Source organism: Luteitalea sp., from assembly GCF_022842525.1.
Classification (GTDB): Bacteria; Acidobacteriota; Vicinamibacteria; order Vicinamibacterales; family Vicinamibacteraceae; genus Luteitalea.
Map to the genome: position 1 here is coordinate 1 of NZ_JALHPM010000168.1, position 13,816 is coordinate 13,816.

The 13,816-nt window shown below is 71.2% G+C and carries 13 protein-coding genes; 10 read left to right on the plus strand and 3 right to left on the minus strand.

The window, feature by feature from the left end:
- The 4 genes from Q0C41_RS24375 to zigA form a co-directional block, all read left to right on the plus strand.
- Positions 1 to 1,059: phosphotransferase (locus Q0C41_RS24375; protein ID WP_291988293.1), on the plus strand; the 1,059-nt coding region annotated here is incomplete at its 5' end.
- Positions 1,059 to 2,123: a hypothetical protein gene (locus Q0C41_RS24380; RefSeq protein WP_291988295.1), complete on the plus strand. Its 1,065-nt coding sequence runs from the start codon at positions 1,059 to 1,061 to the stop codon at positions 2,121 to 2,123. The genes Q0C41_RS24375 and Q0C41_RS24380, both read left to right, overlap by 1 nt.
- A gap of 17 nt (positions 2,124 to 2,140) precedes the next feature.
- Entirely contained in the window at positions 2,141 to 3,013 is an 873-nt protein-coding gene (gene bla / locus Q0C41_RS24385; RefSeq protein ID WP_291988297.1) for a subclass B3 metallo-beta-lactamase, read from the plus strand.
- A gap of 99 nt (positions 3,014 to 3,112) precedes the next feature.
- Entirely contained in the window at positions 3,113 to 4,363 is a 1,251-nt protein-coding gene (zigA, locus tag Q0C41_RS24390) for a zinc metallochaperone GTPase ZigA (protein WP_291988299.1), read from the plus strand.
- Between the two features lie 64 nt (positions 4,364 to 4,427).
- On the opposite strand, the gene Q0C41_RS24395 is transcribed toward zigA, so the two are convergent.
- From Q0C41_RS24395 to Q0C41_RS24405, 3 genes are all read right to left on the minus strand, one after another.
- The gene (locus Q0C41_RS24395) at positions 4,428 to 5,903 is read right to left on the minus strand and encodes a DegQ family serine endoprotease (RefSeq protein WP_291988301.1); all 1,476 of its coding nucleotides are present in this window, start codon (positions 5,901 to 5,903) and stop codon (positions 4,428 to 4,430) included.
- Between the two features lie 203 nt (positions 5,904 to 6,106).
- Positions 6,107 to 7,525, minus strand: a complete 1,419-nt coding sequence (locus Q0C41_RS24400; RefSeq protein WP_291988303.1) for a HAMP domain-containing sensor histidine kinase — start codon at positions 7,523 to 7,525, stop codon at positions 6,107 to 6,109.
- Positions 7,506 to 8,180, minus strand: a complete 675-nt coding sequence (locus tag Q0C41_RS24405; RefSeq protein WP_291988305.1) for a response regulator transcription factor — start codon at positions 8,178 to 8,180, stop codon at positions 7,506 to 7,508. Before Q0C41_RS24405 ends, Q0C41_RS24400 begins: the two co-directional genes overlap by 20 nt.
- Positions 8,181 to 8,334: 154 nt before the next feature.
- Here Q0C41_RS24405 and Q0C41_RS24410 point away from each other — a divergent pair, with 154 nt between their 5' ends.
- The 6 genes from Q0C41_RS24410 to Q0C41_RS24435 all read left to right on the plus strand — a co-directional run.
- Positions 8,335 to 9,768: a M20/M25/M40 family metallo-hydrolase gene (locus Q0C41_RS24410; RefSeq protein WP_291988306.1), complete on the plus strand. Its 1,434-nt coding sequence runs from the start codon at positions 8,335 to 8,337 to the stop codon at positions 9,766 to 9,768.
- Positions 9,769 to 9,893: 125 nt separating this feature from the next.
- Positions 9,894 to 10,166: a DUF167 domain-containing protein gene (locus tag Q0C41_RS24415; protein ID WP_291988317.1), complete on the plus strand. Its 273-nt coding sequence runs from the start codon at positions 9,894 to 9,896 to the stop codon at positions 10,164 to 10,166.
- A gap of 7 nt (positions 10,167 to 10,173) precedes the next feature.
- The gene (locus Q0C41_RS24420; RefSeq protein WP_291988309.1) at positions 10,174 to 11,658 is read left to right on the plus strand and encodes an enolase C-terminal domain-like protein; all 1,485 of its coding nucleotides are present in this window, start codon (positions 10,174 to 10,176) and stop codon (positions 11,656 to 11,658) included.
- A gap of 33 nt (positions 11,659 to 11,691) precedes the next feature.
- Positions 11,692 to 12,231 carry a sigma-70 family RNA polymerase sigma factor gene (locus Q0C41_RS24425; protein ID WP_291988311.1) on the plus strand — a complete coding sequence of 180 codons (540 nt, stop codon included), beginning with the start codon at positions 11,692 to 11,694 and terminating at the stop codon, positions 12,229 to 12,231.
- Positions 12,228 to 12,683 carry a hypothetical protein gene (locus Q0C41_RS24430; RefSeq protein ID WP_291988313.1) on the plus strand — a complete coding sequence of 152 codons (456 nt, stop codon included), beginning with the start codon at positions 12,228 to 12,230 and terminating at the stop codon, positions 12,681 to 12,683. The genes Q0C41_RS24425 and Q0C41_RS24430 overlap by 4 nt, the downstream gene beginning before the upstream one ends.
- Positions 12,680 to 13,816: hypothetical protein (locus Q0C41_RS24435; RefSeq protein WP_291988315.1), on the plus strand; the 1,137-nt coding region annotated here is incomplete at its 3' end. The genes Q0C41_RS24430 and Q0C41_RS24435, both read left to right, overlap by 4 nt.

Here is a 13,816-nt window from a genome sequence, read left to right on the forward strand (position 1 = left end):
TGGCGCGAGCGTCGCCCGGCCGCAGCGGTGCGGATGCCCAGCGACCCGGCGATGCCGGCGCTGGCGCTGGCCGCGCAGCCCAGGCACGTCGAGCAGGCGCTGGCCGGTCTGCCTGGCCAGGGCTGGCGCCATGTCCGCGTGTGCGAGATCCGCCTGCTGCGGCACAAGCCCGGTCGACGCGGCCTGATCGAGTACGCCGTCGCGGGCGTGCCGCCGCGTCCCGATCACATCGTCACCGTCATCGCCAAGGTGCGGGCTCGTGGGGCGGATGAGCGCACCGCGTCGCTGATGCGCCAGCTCTGGGACGGCGTGTTCGCGCCAGACAGCGCGCACGGCGCGTCGGTGCCACAGCCCTTCGGTGTCGTTCCGGGGTTGTCGTGCTGGCTGCAGGCGCGGGTCCCCGGCCTGTCGGCGACCGAGTGGGCGTGGGGCAGCGACGCCGAGCCGGTGATGCGTCGAGCGGCTGCGGCGCTGCGCCTGCTGCACACCAGCGACATCGTGGTCCACCGGTCGCACGACGTCGAGGCCGAACTCTCGGCCCTGCACCCGCGACTGGCGCGACTGGCCGCGGCCCGTCCGGCCCTCACCACGCGCGTGGCGCGACTGGCCGCCGCCTGCGCCACGAGGCTGGGCCGGCTCCCGTCGCCCCGTCCGGCGCTGGTGCACCGGGACTTCCACCCCGACCACCTGCTGTGGAACGGGACCAGACTCCACCTGATCGACTTCGATCTGGCCGCACATGGCGATGCGGCGCTCGATGTCGGCAATCTCGTCGCGCATCTCGTCGAACTCGGCCTGCGTCGCCGCGGCGACGACGCGAGCCTGCGCCCGGCCATCGATGCGTTCGTGCACGCCTACCTGTCTGACGCGCCAGAGGTCACCGCCGCCGCGGTCGAGGCGTGGACCGTCGTCGCCCTCGTGCGTCTCGCGGCGCTGAGCGTCGACCTGCCAGGCCGCGGGCACACGACTGAGGCCCTGATCGACCTGTGCGAGCGGCGTCTCGACGTGGCTCCGCCCCTCACTCTTGCCGTTCGTCCGTCCGTCGTGGAGACCCCGTGATGATCTCGAGCCCCGTTGCCCGCGTGCTGTTGACCGCTGCTCTCGTGTCGCTGGTCCCGGTCATGGTGGCCGGCCAGGCCTCGCGCACCTCCGAGGGGCCAGGGGCCCAGCCGGTGGCGCCGAGAACGCCACCCGCGAAAGCGCCGGTGCAGACGCCCCGCCCCGCGCCCGGGCCCAGCCCACGACCCGCGCCGAGAACGCTGCCCGTCACGCCCGCGGCGTCGAGGCCGGCCGGCCCGCTCGGACGCAGCTGGTCCGGCCTCGTGCGCTACGGCAATGCCTACGACAGCAACATCGACCAGAACGACGCCAACCTCCAGGCGTTCGGTGTCGTGCTCGGCGGTGGGCTGCGCTACGTCGACGATCCACGAGATCCCTCGGTGACGGTGCAGTACGAGACCGGCATCCACCGCTACAGCGGCACGGATCGCTGGGATCGGATCAGCCACTACATGCGTGCCCAGGCCAGTCAGGATCTGGTGGGGCGCCTCAAGGGCGATCTCATCGGCGAGATCTCCCTGAAAGGCACCACCGAGGAACGCGAGATGTCCAACCAGTTCAACGTCATCCCGCGCCTGAACCTGCGCCTCGACAAGCGCCACCGGGTGCGCGTGGTCGGCGCGTGGCGCGAGCGACGCTACGACGATGTGGAGCGCAATGCCCGCAACCGCTACATCGGGGCCGAGTTCACCCGGAAGGACAGTGACGATCACGAACTCACGGTTGAAGCACGCATCGAGCGAAACGACGCGCAGGGCAGCCGCTATCAGTGGAACCGCATCAGCTATGGCGCCGAATACCTCTGGCCGCTGGGCAAGTGGGGACGCCTCGAGCTCGACGTGCGCTACCGGCAGGTGCGCTACGCGGAGCGCACGGTGGAGATCGACGACGAGGACGTGCTGCGTCGCGACAATCGCTGGACACCGGCCATCGTCTGGCGACACGACGTCACGCCGCTGACGGAACTGCGGCTCGGGTTCCAGCGCGAGAGCCGCGATTCCAACGACCCGCGGCGGGACTTCGGCGCCAATCAGTTCATCTTCGGACTGACCCGCCGCTTCTGACTTCGTACAATGTCGGGATGACGACGCGTGGTGGCGTGGTGCGGGCGGTGCTGGCCGTCCTGGCGGTGTGTGGCGGGGCGCTCGGCGTGTCCGGGCAGGACGACCCGGACGGCTGGAAACGTCCCACACCGCCCACGCACATCGTCGGGCCGATCCATCACGTCGGCACCTACGGTCTGGGGGTGTACCTGATCACGACGCCCGCGGGCCACATCCTGATCGACGGCGCGGTGCCCGTGGCCGGCCCGGACATCGTCCGTGCGATCGAGGCGGCCGGCTTCAGGCCACGCGACGTGAAGATCCTGCTGACCACCCAGGCGCACTTCGATCATGTCGGCACGCTGGCGCACCTGAAGCAGGTCACGGGGGGGCGCGTGCTCGTGATGCGCGGCGACGACGGGTTGCTCGCCTCGGGCGGCAAGACCGACTACCTGTTCGGCCCCGACGCGAGCTTCCACTTCCCGGCGGTGACGCCCGACGAGGTGATTGCCGATGGGCACGTGGTCACGCTCGGCGGCGTGTCGGCGACCGCGCACGCCACTCCTGGGCACACGCCCGGGACGACGACCTGGGCGACGACGGTGGAAGACGGTGGCCAGGCGTATCGTGTCGTGTTCGCCGGCAGCACGTCCGTCAACCCGGGCACGCGCCTCGTGAAGAACCCGTCGTACCCGGGCATCGAGGCGGACTATCGCCGGTCGTTCGCCCTGCTGGCCTCACTGCCGGTGGACATTCCGCTCGGTGCCCATTCGCAGTCGTTCGACTTCCACGGCAGGCGCGCACGCGCCACGACCGAGGGCGTCCGCGCCTGGGTCGATCGGGACGGCCTGCGCCGCGCCGCCGCGGCGTCCAAAGCCACCTTCGAGAAACTGGTCGCCGCGGAAAGGTAGCGCGCGCTCGTGTGCGTCGGCGGCCCCTTCACCGTGCCCCGGCGACCGCTCGTGGAATGGCGGTCGGCGTGACGCGTCGACGGCCGCGATGCTCCGCCCATGACCCTGCCTGCCGACTCCCGCCTGCCCGTCACGGTCCTCTCCGGCTTCCTCGGCGCGGGCAAGACGACGTTGCTCAACCACGTGCTCGCCAATCGCGAGGGGCGCCGCGTCGCGGTGATCGTCAACGACATGAGCGAGGTCAACATCGACGCGGCCCTCGTGCGTGAGGGCACCGCCGGGCTCAGTCGGGTCGACGAACGCATCGTGGAACTCAGCAACGGCTGCATCTGCTGCACGCTGCGTGAAGACCTGCTGATCGAGGTGGCCGCGCTGGCACGCCAGAGACGCTTCGACTATCTCCTGATCGAGTCCACCGGCATCGCCGAGCCCATGCCCGTCGCCGAGACGTTCACCTTCGAAGACGAGGAAGGGCAGAGCCTCGCATCGCTGGCGCGCCTCGACACGATGGTCACGGTCGTCGACGCCGGGGCCTTCCTCGCCGAGTGGGCGCAGACCGACGATCTGCTGTCGCGCGGGCTCGCGATTGGCGACGACGACGAGCGGACGGTGGTGGACCTGCTGGTCGATCAGGTGGAGTTCGCCGACGTCATCGTGATCAACAAGATCGACCGCGCGACGCCGGCGCAGCTCGACGAGCTCGAGCGGGTGCTGCGGCACCTCAATCCGTCGGCCCATCTCGTACGGGCCTCTCGCGGCGAGGTCCCGCTGGGCGACGTGCTGAACACCGGGCGCTTCGACCTCGAGCGGGCTCGACGCGCACCGGGATGGCTGACGGTGTTGCGTGGCGACGAGATGCCCGAGACCGACGAGTACGGCATCTCGAGTTTCGTCTACCGGGCGCGTCGGCCATTCCATCCCGGACGACTCTGGCGGGCCCTGCATGGCGACTGGCCGGGGGTGCTGCGATCGAAGGGCTTCTTCTGGCTGGCCTCGCACCCGCGCGTGGCTGCCGAATGGTCCCAGGCCGGCGGCGCCTGCGCCTACGAAGCGGCGGGCCTGTGGTGGGCCGACACCGACCCCGACGAGTGGCCGTCATCGCCCGAGGCCGTGACCGAGATCATGCGCGACTGGCAGGATGGCACCGGCGACCGGCGTCAGGAGCTCGTCTTCATCGGCATCCAGATGGACGAGGCCGCCGTGCGGGTCGCACTCGATGCCTGCCTGCTGACGGCGGACGAAGCGAACCTCGGCCCCGCCGCGTGGGCGGGCGACGACCCGTTCCCGGCGTGGGAGATCCTCGAGGCCGAGTCCACTCCCGACCCCGACGCGCGCGGCCGGAGGCACTGACCGGCGGCGGCGCGCCAGCACGAGCGGGCAGGTGTGCCCCCGTCGTGCCGGCGCCTCCCGCGGACTACGTGGTCCGGTCGAGCGTCACGAACACCGTCGCGGTCTCGCGGTGGACGAGCAACAGCGCCGGGCGTTCGCCCTTCTTCAGCAGCGTGCGCAGCGCGTCCACGCTCGTCACGGGCGCGCCGTCGACCTCCTCGATGACGTCACCCTCGCGCAGACCCGCAGCCGCGGCCTTGCCGTCGGGGGAGACCGAGGCCACCAGCACCCCACGCCCGGCCGGCAGGTCGAGTGCGCGGGCCTGCTCGGGCGTCAGCGCCCGCACACCCATGCCGTAGCCCGTCGGGTCCGGCGTCGCGTCGCCGTCGTCTGCCGCGCCCGCCTCCGCGCCCGCCTGCTTCAGCTCACCGACGGTCACGGTGAGGGCCTGCGTCCCGCCGCCGCGCACGACGTCGAGGGCGACCTTGGTCCCGGGCGCCACCTGCGCCACGCGGTTGCGCAGTTCGTTGCCGTCACGCACCTCGACGCCGTCGATCTTCGCGATGACGTCGCCCCGCTTCAGGCCGGCGCGCGAGGCCGGGCTGTCGGGCTGCACCTGGTTGACGAGCGCGCCGCGTACCGCATCCAGACCGAGGCTGCGCGCGATGTCGGACGTCACCGGCTGGATCGTCACGCCGATCATGCCGCGCCGCACCGTGCCCTGATCGATCAGCTGCGTCATGACGTTGCGCGCCATGTTGGCCGGAATCGAGAAGCCGATGCCGATGTTGCCGCCGGAGGGTGACAGGATCTGCGAGTTGATGCCGATCAGCTCGCCATCGGTGTTCACCAGCGCACCACCCGAGTTGCCCTGGTTGATCGGCGCATCGGTCTGGATGAAGTCCTCGAAACTGGTGCCGCCGGTGGCGCGACCCTTCGCACTGACAATGCCCATCGTCACCGTCTGGCCGACGCCGAGCGGGTTGCCGACGGCAAGCACCACGTCGCCCACGGCCACCGCATCGGAGTTGCCGAGCGCCAGCGTCTGCAGGTTCGCCGCGTCAGGGATTTTCAGCACCGCGAGATCACTCGGCGCATCCGACCCGACGACCTCGGCCTTGAAGCTGCGCCCGTCGGTCAGCTCGACGGTGACCTGCTCCGCCCCGTCGATGACATGGTGGTTGGTCAGGATGTAGCCGTCGGCGCGCACGATGACGCCCGAGCCGAGACCGCCGGCGCGCGGCTGCGCGCGCGGCCGCGGCACCCGGCCGCCGAAGAACTCGCGCAGCAGCTCGTCGGGCATCTGCTGGCTGACCTGCCGCACGCGCCGCTCGGACTTCACCGTCACGACCGCCGACGTGACGGCCTCGACGACGTTGGCGTACGAGTGTGTGGCCGGGCCGAGCGTGCGCGCGATGGCGCCCGCTTCGCGTGCCGCGACGACTGGCGCCGCGGTGCTGCGGGCGTCAGGGGCGGCGGTGTAGCCGAGCAGCACGCCGGTCAGCAGCACGGCGCCCGCCGCCGCACCCTTTCGGCCGATTCCGTGGTCGTCCTTGAACATGTGTGTCTCCGTGTGTCGTGGTGGCCGTGTGTCGTGACGGCGTGTCGTATCGTGACGGCCGGCTCCCGCCTTCGCCGAGGCTTCGGCGTGCAGGCGGAGAGCCGGCCCTACCCGTCATGGCCGGCCCTACCCGTGATGGGCGGCCTTCCCGCTGTCTCTGCAGGTTCTGACGATCCCGGCATTACCGGAGCCTGTCAGGCCGATTACATCGCTGAAAGGTTGGCGGGCTCGAGCGGGAGACGCACGTCGACGCGCGTGCCGGCGCCGGGCGTGGAGGCCACGGCGACCTGGCCGCCATGGGCTTCGACGATGGCCTTCACCAGGCTGAGGCCGAGGCCGAGTCCCCGTGTGGTGCGACTGCGATCGCCGCGGTACAGGCGCTCCCAGATGCGCGGCAGGTCCTCGGGCGCGATGCCCACACCCGTGTCTTCGACACTGATGACGGCCTCGCTGCCGGACGTCGCGGTGCGCAGCACGACCCGGCCGCCGGCCGGCGTGTACTTGACGGCGTTGTCGACGAGGTTGGCCAGCACCTGGCGCATGCGCGTGCGATCGACCCAGACCACCACGGGCGACGCCGGGTCGCCCGTCAGCGTCACGCCCTGCGCCTCGGCCGCGTCCTCGTAGAGGTCCATCGTCTGCCGGACGAGATCGGCGAGCGGCACCCACTCGCGCTGCAGGGCCATGGTGCCCGTCTCGGCCTCCGAGATGTCCATCAGCGTGTGGAGCATCGTGTCGAGACGGTCGGCGTCCTCGACACATTCGGCGAGTGCGGCCCGCAGGCGCTCCGGATCCCCGGACGCCAGGGCCTCCTCGGCGATGCCGCGCAGGCGCGTCAGCGGCGTGCGCAGATCGTGCGCGACGTTGTCGAGCGCGCCCCGCATGCCTGCCACGACGCGATCGATCCGATCGAGCATCGCGTTGACGAGGCCGCCCAGTTCGCCGAGCGCATCGGACGGGTTGGATGGCGGCACGCGCACGTCGGTGCGCCCCGTGCGGACGATGCCGCGGACGGTATCGGCGAGCGCGCGCACCGGCTGCAGGCCAGACCAGGTGACGATCGCGCCGCCGGCCAGGGCGATCACGACCACCAGCGCCAGGTCGATGATCAGCACGCGGCGGAAGCGACGCAGCAGTTCGAGCCGGCGATCCGTGCTCTTGCCCACCTGCAGGAGCGTGCCGTCCGGCAGGCGCACCGACGCGACCTCCAGCACATCCCCGCCATCCCCCGTGTCGAGCTCGGCCCAGGTCTGCTCACCGCTGAGGCGCGGGGTGTTCAGGGCCGTGAGATCGAAGCGCCGCCACTGCTGCGGCATGCTGAAGAAGACCAGTTCCTCGCCGGGCCCGAGCAGGCGCACGAAGATCGGACCGGGTGAGGCCGCCAGGTCGCCCTCGCGAATCTCGCGCGCGAGGGCCTGGACCCCGCCGCGCACATAGGCCCGGGCGTACTGCACCAGTCCGGTCTCGATGGTGTCGCGGTCGTACCGTCGCAGCGACGCCGACAGCAGCACGTAGGTGAGGGCCACCAGGGCCAGGGCGCTGGCGACGAAGATGACGGCGTACCACAGCGCGAGGCGCAGGCCGAGCGCGTCGCGCAGCGCCTCACGCCACGCGGAGAACATAGCCCACCCCACGCACGGTCTGAATGAGCCGCGTGTCGAAGCCTCGGTCGACCTTCTCGCGCAGACGGAACACCAGCACGTCCACCACGTTGGTCCCCGGATCGAACGAGTAGTCCCACACGTGCGACAGGATCATGGTCTTGGAGACCACTCGCCCCGCGTGCCGCATCAGGTACTCGAGCAGCGTGAACTCGCGTGGGCGCAGCTCGATGACGCGGCCCTGCCGCGTCGCCGTCCGCGCGACGAGATCGAGCGTGAGGTCGCCGACCGTCAGGTGCGTGGCCACCGGCGCCTGGGTGGCGCGCCGGATGAGCGCATGCACGCGCGCCAGCAGTTCCGGGAACGCGAAGGGCTTGGTCAGGTAGTCGTCGCCGCCGGCGGTCAGGCCGGCCACCCGGTCGTCCACCGTGTGCTTCGCGCTCAGGATCAGGACTGGCGTCTGCACGCCGCGCTGGCGCATCTGCTGGATGAGCGCGAGGCCGTCCAGGTGCGGCAGCATCAGATCGACCACCGCGACATCGTGCTGGCCGCGCGTGGCCAGGTCGAGCCCCGTGTCGCCCTCGGCGGCGCGATCCACCACGAACCCCGCCTCGCGCAGCCCGTTGGCCACGAAGTCGGCGATTCGGGCGTCGTCCTCGACGAGCAGTGCGCGCATGGGGTCAACATACCCCACGGAGGACGGAGGACGGAGGAAAGAGGACGGAGGTAGGGACGGAGGACCGAGGACAGAGAGAAGAAGAATGAGGGAACGGTGCCCGGTGCCCGGTGCCCGGTGCCCGGGTAGGTGGGCCGTGCTAAGGTCGGCGGCGATGATTTGCCGCCTGCTCGGGCTGTCCCTGCTGCTCGGAACTGTGGTGTCGACCAGCGGGTGCGCCTCGCGCACGGCGACATCGGTACCGCCCACGTCGCTCCCGGTCGTCTCCGCGCCATCGGTCGACCTGCCGCTCCTCGAGCGTCGGGTGGCCGCGCACATGCGGTTTCTCGCCAGTGATGCCCTCAACGGGCGCGGCAGTGGCACGCGGGACGAGTGGATTGCCGCGACCTACATCGGCGCGCAACTGGCGGCGCTCGGCCTCGATCCGATGGGCGACGACGGGTGGTTCGTGCAGCAGGTGGAGGTGCAGCGGTTCACGGCCGCGACCCCACCCGTGCTGACCGTGGGGGATCGCACCTTCACCCGCGGCACCGCCTTTCTCGTGGGCCAGGTGCCGGGCGCGCGGGTCGCTGGGGTCCTGCAGCGCGTCAGCCCCGGCACCACCGCCGCCGCCGGCGCGGTCGTCCTTCTGCCAGCCGACGCCCCCCCGACGGCGATGACGGGGATGGCCGCCGCCGCGCTCGTCTTGCGCCGGGCCTCGGCCGCGCAGGCCGGCAACTGGGCGCAGATGGCCAGGCAGCTCCCAGAGTTCATCTCCAGCCAGCTCGTGGGCACACCCGCTGCGGCTCCCGCGGGCCCTACCGTTCTCACCCTCGATGCGGCGACACATGATGCGATCAGCGCCATGGCCGACGGCACGGCCATCCGTCTCGACACCGCACTCGTCGCGGGTGACCGCATCCGGACCTGGAACGTCGTCGGCCGCCTGCCCGGCAGCGATCCCTCCGCGTCCTCGGAAGTCGTGATTCTCTCGGCGCACCTCGACCACCTCGGCGCGCGGGCCGGCACCGCGAGTGACGTCGCCGACACGATCTACAACGGCGCCGACGACGATGCGTCGGGTGTGGTGGCGGTGCTCGAACTGGCGCGCGTGCTGGCGGCGGGCCCCACCCCGCGGCGGCCCGTCGTCTTCGCGCTGTTCGGCAGCGAGGAGAGTGGCGGGTACGGGGCGCGCTACTTCGTGGACCGCCCGGTCGTGCCTCTCACCGACATCGTGGCCGACCTGCAGGTGGAGATGATCGGGCGACCCGATCCGAAGGTGCCCGCGGGCACCCTGTGGCTCACGGGCTACGAGCGTTCCACGCTGGGACCGCAACTGGCGGCGCGCGGCGCCCGCCTCGTCCAGGACCCGCACCCGGACCAGCGCTTCTTCGAACGGTCCGACAACATCCGCTTCGCCCGCCGTGGTGTGGTCGCACACACCGTGTCGAGCTACGGGCTGCACCGCGAGTACCACCAGGTCTCCGACGAGTTCCAGCACATCAACCTCTCGCACATGCGCGATGCCATTGCGTCGATGGTCGAGCCGGTCCGCTGGCTGGCCACGACGACCGAGAAGCCGGCCTGGGTGGAGGGGAAGAGGCCATGAGAATGCTGAATGCGGCATGCTGAATGCCGAAGGGACAAGGGCAAAGGGCAAAGGGTGAAGGGCAAAGGGTGAAGGGTGAAGGGTGAAGGGTGAAGGGTGAAGGGATTCGCGAGGTGGCTGGCGGCGTGGAGCTGGCCGTTCGCGTGATCCCTCGCGCTGCGCACGCGGGCCTGGCGGGGATGCGAGAGGCGGCCGTGCTGGTGCGACTCGGTGCTGCGCCCGTCGACGGCGCGGCCAACGCCGAGTTGGTCGCCGTCCTGGCCGCCGCGTTCTCCGTCCCTCGGCGGCAGGTCAGCCTGATCGCGGGCGACCGCTCGCGCCTGAAGCGCGTCCGCGTGACCGGCGTCACCGCCAGCCAGGTGGCCGCCGTCGTCGCGGCCGCCGTTTCGCGCGGATAATGCCCCCATGCCCGCCATCACGCGCCCGCGCCTGTCCCGTCGTCACCTGATCGGCGGCCTCTGCCTCTCGCCACTGGCGCTGGCCGTCCCCCGGCTCGCGGCCGGCGCGGCGGCCCTCCGCGTCGCCCGACCCACCGACATCCGCATCGTCGAGATCACGCACGCGTTCGAGGGGCATACGTACCGTGCGCCTTACATGTTCGGCGGACGGTCGGTCGATCGCGTGACCATTCTCAACGTCCAGTGCCGCGTGCGCACCGGCGACGGGCGGGAGTCGTGGGGCTTCGGGTCGATGACGCTCGGCAACGCCTGGGCCTTCCCGAAGGTGTCGCAGGAGGCGGGCCTCGGCGCGATGATGGCCCTCGCCGAGGTCTGCCGCGGCGTCACGGCGGACTGCGACGACGAGGGACATCCCCTCGACCTGTGGCGAGTGCTCGAGCCCGCCTACCTGCAGGCGGCGGCCACGCTCGGCCGGGCGCGCTCCCTGCCGGCGCCGATCCCGAAGCTGTGCACGCTCGTCGTCGCCAGCGCCTTCGACGCGGCGATCCACGATGCCTACGGGAAGGCGTTCGGGCTGAGCAGCTACGCCACCTACTCCCGCGCGCACATGCGGCACGACCTGTCGCGCGATCTCGGCCCGGCGTTCGCCGGCGAGTACCTCGACCGCTACGTGCCCGTGCAGCCGCGTGCCACGACGCCGGTCTTCCACTCGGTCGGCGCGAGTGATGCCATCGAACCAGCCGACCTGAAGACTCGTCTCGACGATGGCCTGCCCAACACCCTGGCCGAGTGGATTGCGCGTGACGGGCTGACGCACTTCAAGATCAAGCTCAATGGCGGCAACGCCGCCCAGGACTTCGACCGCATCACGCGCATCGACCGCGTGGCGCGCGAGGCCATGGGCGCCCGTCGTGTGACCGACTGGAACTACCTGCTCGACTTCAACGAGGGCTGTCCCGACGTCGGTTACCTGCTCGACCTGCTCGGCAAGGTGCGCCAGGCCACGCCCGACGGCTTCCGGCGCATCAAGTACGTCGAGCAGCCGACGTCGCGCGACCTGGCGACGGACCGGGCCAACGTCATGCACGAGGCCTCGAAGCTGTTGCCCGTCGTCGTGGACGAGGGGCTGGTCGATCTGGAGACGTTGCTGCTCGCCCGCGAGATGGGCTACACGGGCGTCGCCCTGAAGGCGTGCAAGGGGCAGAGCGGCGCCATGCTCATGGCGGCGGCCGCGCAGAAGTACGGCATGTTCCTGTGCGTGCAGGACCTGACCTGCCCGGGCGCCTCCCTCATCCACTCGGCCGGCATCGCGGCACGGGTGCCGGGCAACGCGGGCATCGAAGCCAACGCGCGCCAGTTCGTCCCCGCGGCCAGCGCCGCCTGGGACGCGAGGTTCCCGGGGCTGTTCACCATTCGCGAGGGCGCCATGCGCACCGGCCAGCTTACGGGGCCGGGCCTCTCGGCCGTGCCCGCCGGTGCACGGCAGGCCTGAAACTTTTCTCTCCCGTCCGGGTATGTGAAGGACATGGCCGCTCGTGGCGACCCGTCGGGCCCGCCAGGGGCCGCTGCGTTCGACGCCTTCGTGCGGGAGTACCAGGACATGGTCTATGCCGTCGCCGTCCGCTTGCTGGCCAACGAGGCCGAGGCCGAGGACGTGGCACAGACGGTGTTCCTGCGGGCCTACGAGCGGTTCGCCGACCTCGACGGCCAGGCGACCGTGCCCGGCTGGTTGAAGACGGTCACGACGCATCTGTGCCTGAATCATCTCGAACGCTACCGGGCCCGGTGGCGCTTCTTCAGTGAGATGGGCGATGCGGACGCCCCGGCGTTCGATGCGCCCTCGGCGGCGGCCGATCCGGGACAGGCGCTGGACGCGGCGACGCGGCGCGCGCGCCTCGAAGCGGCCTTGCGCGAGTTGCCGCCGCATCAGCGGGTCCCGCTCGTGCTGTTCCACTTCGAGCAGCAGAGTTGCGACGAGATCGCGCGCGTGCTCGGCGTGTCGGTGGGCAAGGTGAAGACCGACCTGCATCGCGGGCGCCTGGCGCTCAGACGGTGGCTCTCATGAGTCTCGATCCGGACGACCTCGAACGTCGGGTGCATCGGGCGCTGGCCGAGTTGCCCGCGATCCGCGCCCCCCGCACGCTGCGAGGGCGGGTGACCGCCGCCGTATCGCCGGCGGTGGTGGGACATCCCTGGTTCACCTGGTCCTGGCCGGTGCAAGTGGCGGTCGTGCTCGTCGCCGCGGCTGCCGTCACCGGCGTGACCTGGGGATGGCCGATGGCGATGGCCCTGATCGGCGGTGTGGTGCCCGAGTCCGTGCAGACGGGCGCCGGCTACGTGGGGAGCGCGGCCGAGACCAGCGCCGTGCTCGTGCGCCTGCTGCAGTTGACCTGGATGTCGGTGGTGGCGCCCATCGCGAGGATCGTCCTGGTGCTGTCCCTGCTGTTGTGTGCCGCCTGTGCGATGTGTCTTGCGGCGTTGAGCCGCGTGGCCCCTGGAGGGGCGTCCCAGTCATGACCCGATTGCTGCAACTGGCCGTGCTGTCTGCGATCTGTGCCGGAGGGGCCATGGGCCTTGCGCCGGTCGCGTTGGCCCAGGCGCCAGCGCCCGGGACGTCGGTGCCAGCATCCGGGACACCGGCACCAGCGCCGACCGAACTGCCACCGCCGGCGCCCGGCGAGGCACGTGTGACCCCGCTCGGGTCGAACGAGTCGTGCGACGGCTTCTGGCGTGATTCCGGCTTCCGCCTCGGGCAGGACCAGGTGATTCGCAAGGGGCAGGCCGTCGACAGCTTCGCCGTGGTGCTCGGCAGCGTCGTCGTCGAAGGGCAGGTCTGCGGGGATCTGTCCGTCACGCTGGGCGATGTCCGCCTTGCGTCGGGCGCGACGGTCGAAGGGTCGCTGGTGGTGGTGGGCGGCACCGTCACGATCGAACCGGGCGCCGTCGTCGGGCATGAGCTGGTGCTGGTGGGCGGCGTGCTCGACGCCCCCGCGACGTTCCGGCCCGGACGCGAGCAGGTCGTGATCGGCATCCCCGTGGTGGGCGCGCGGGTCCGGGACGCGATCCCGTACCTCTCGCGAGGACTCCTGCTTGGCCGCCTCATCGTGCCGGAGCTGGGGTGGGTGTGGATCGTGGTGGGCGTGGTGTTCTTCGTGCAGCTGGTGCTGAACCTGCTGTTCCCGCAGGCCATCGCGGCCTCGGCCGACGTCATCGCGGAACGCCCGCTGAGCACGTTCCTGGCCGGTGCGCTCGTGCTGGTGCTGAGCGGGCCGGTGGCCACGCTGCTGGCGGTCACGGTGGTGGGGATCGCGGCTCTGCCGGTGCTGTTCGGCGCGTTGCTGGTGGCCTGGGTCGTCGGCAAGATCGCCGTGAACCGTTGGATCGGCGCCCGGCTGTTCGAGCAGGAGGATCCGGCCAGTCGACTCGCGTCCACGCGGTCGTTCGTCATCGGCTTCGCCGTGGTGACGATGGCGTACATGATCCCGTTGCTCGGCCTGGTGGTGTGGGGCTTGACCGGCGTGCTCGGCCTGGGCGGTGCGGCACTGGCGTTCGTGCGCGGGTTCCGTCGGGAGAATCCGCCGCCTGTGCCGACGCCTCGGCCGGCGCCACCAGCCTCGCCCCTGTCGCCGCCCTCGCCGCCACCGTTCGAT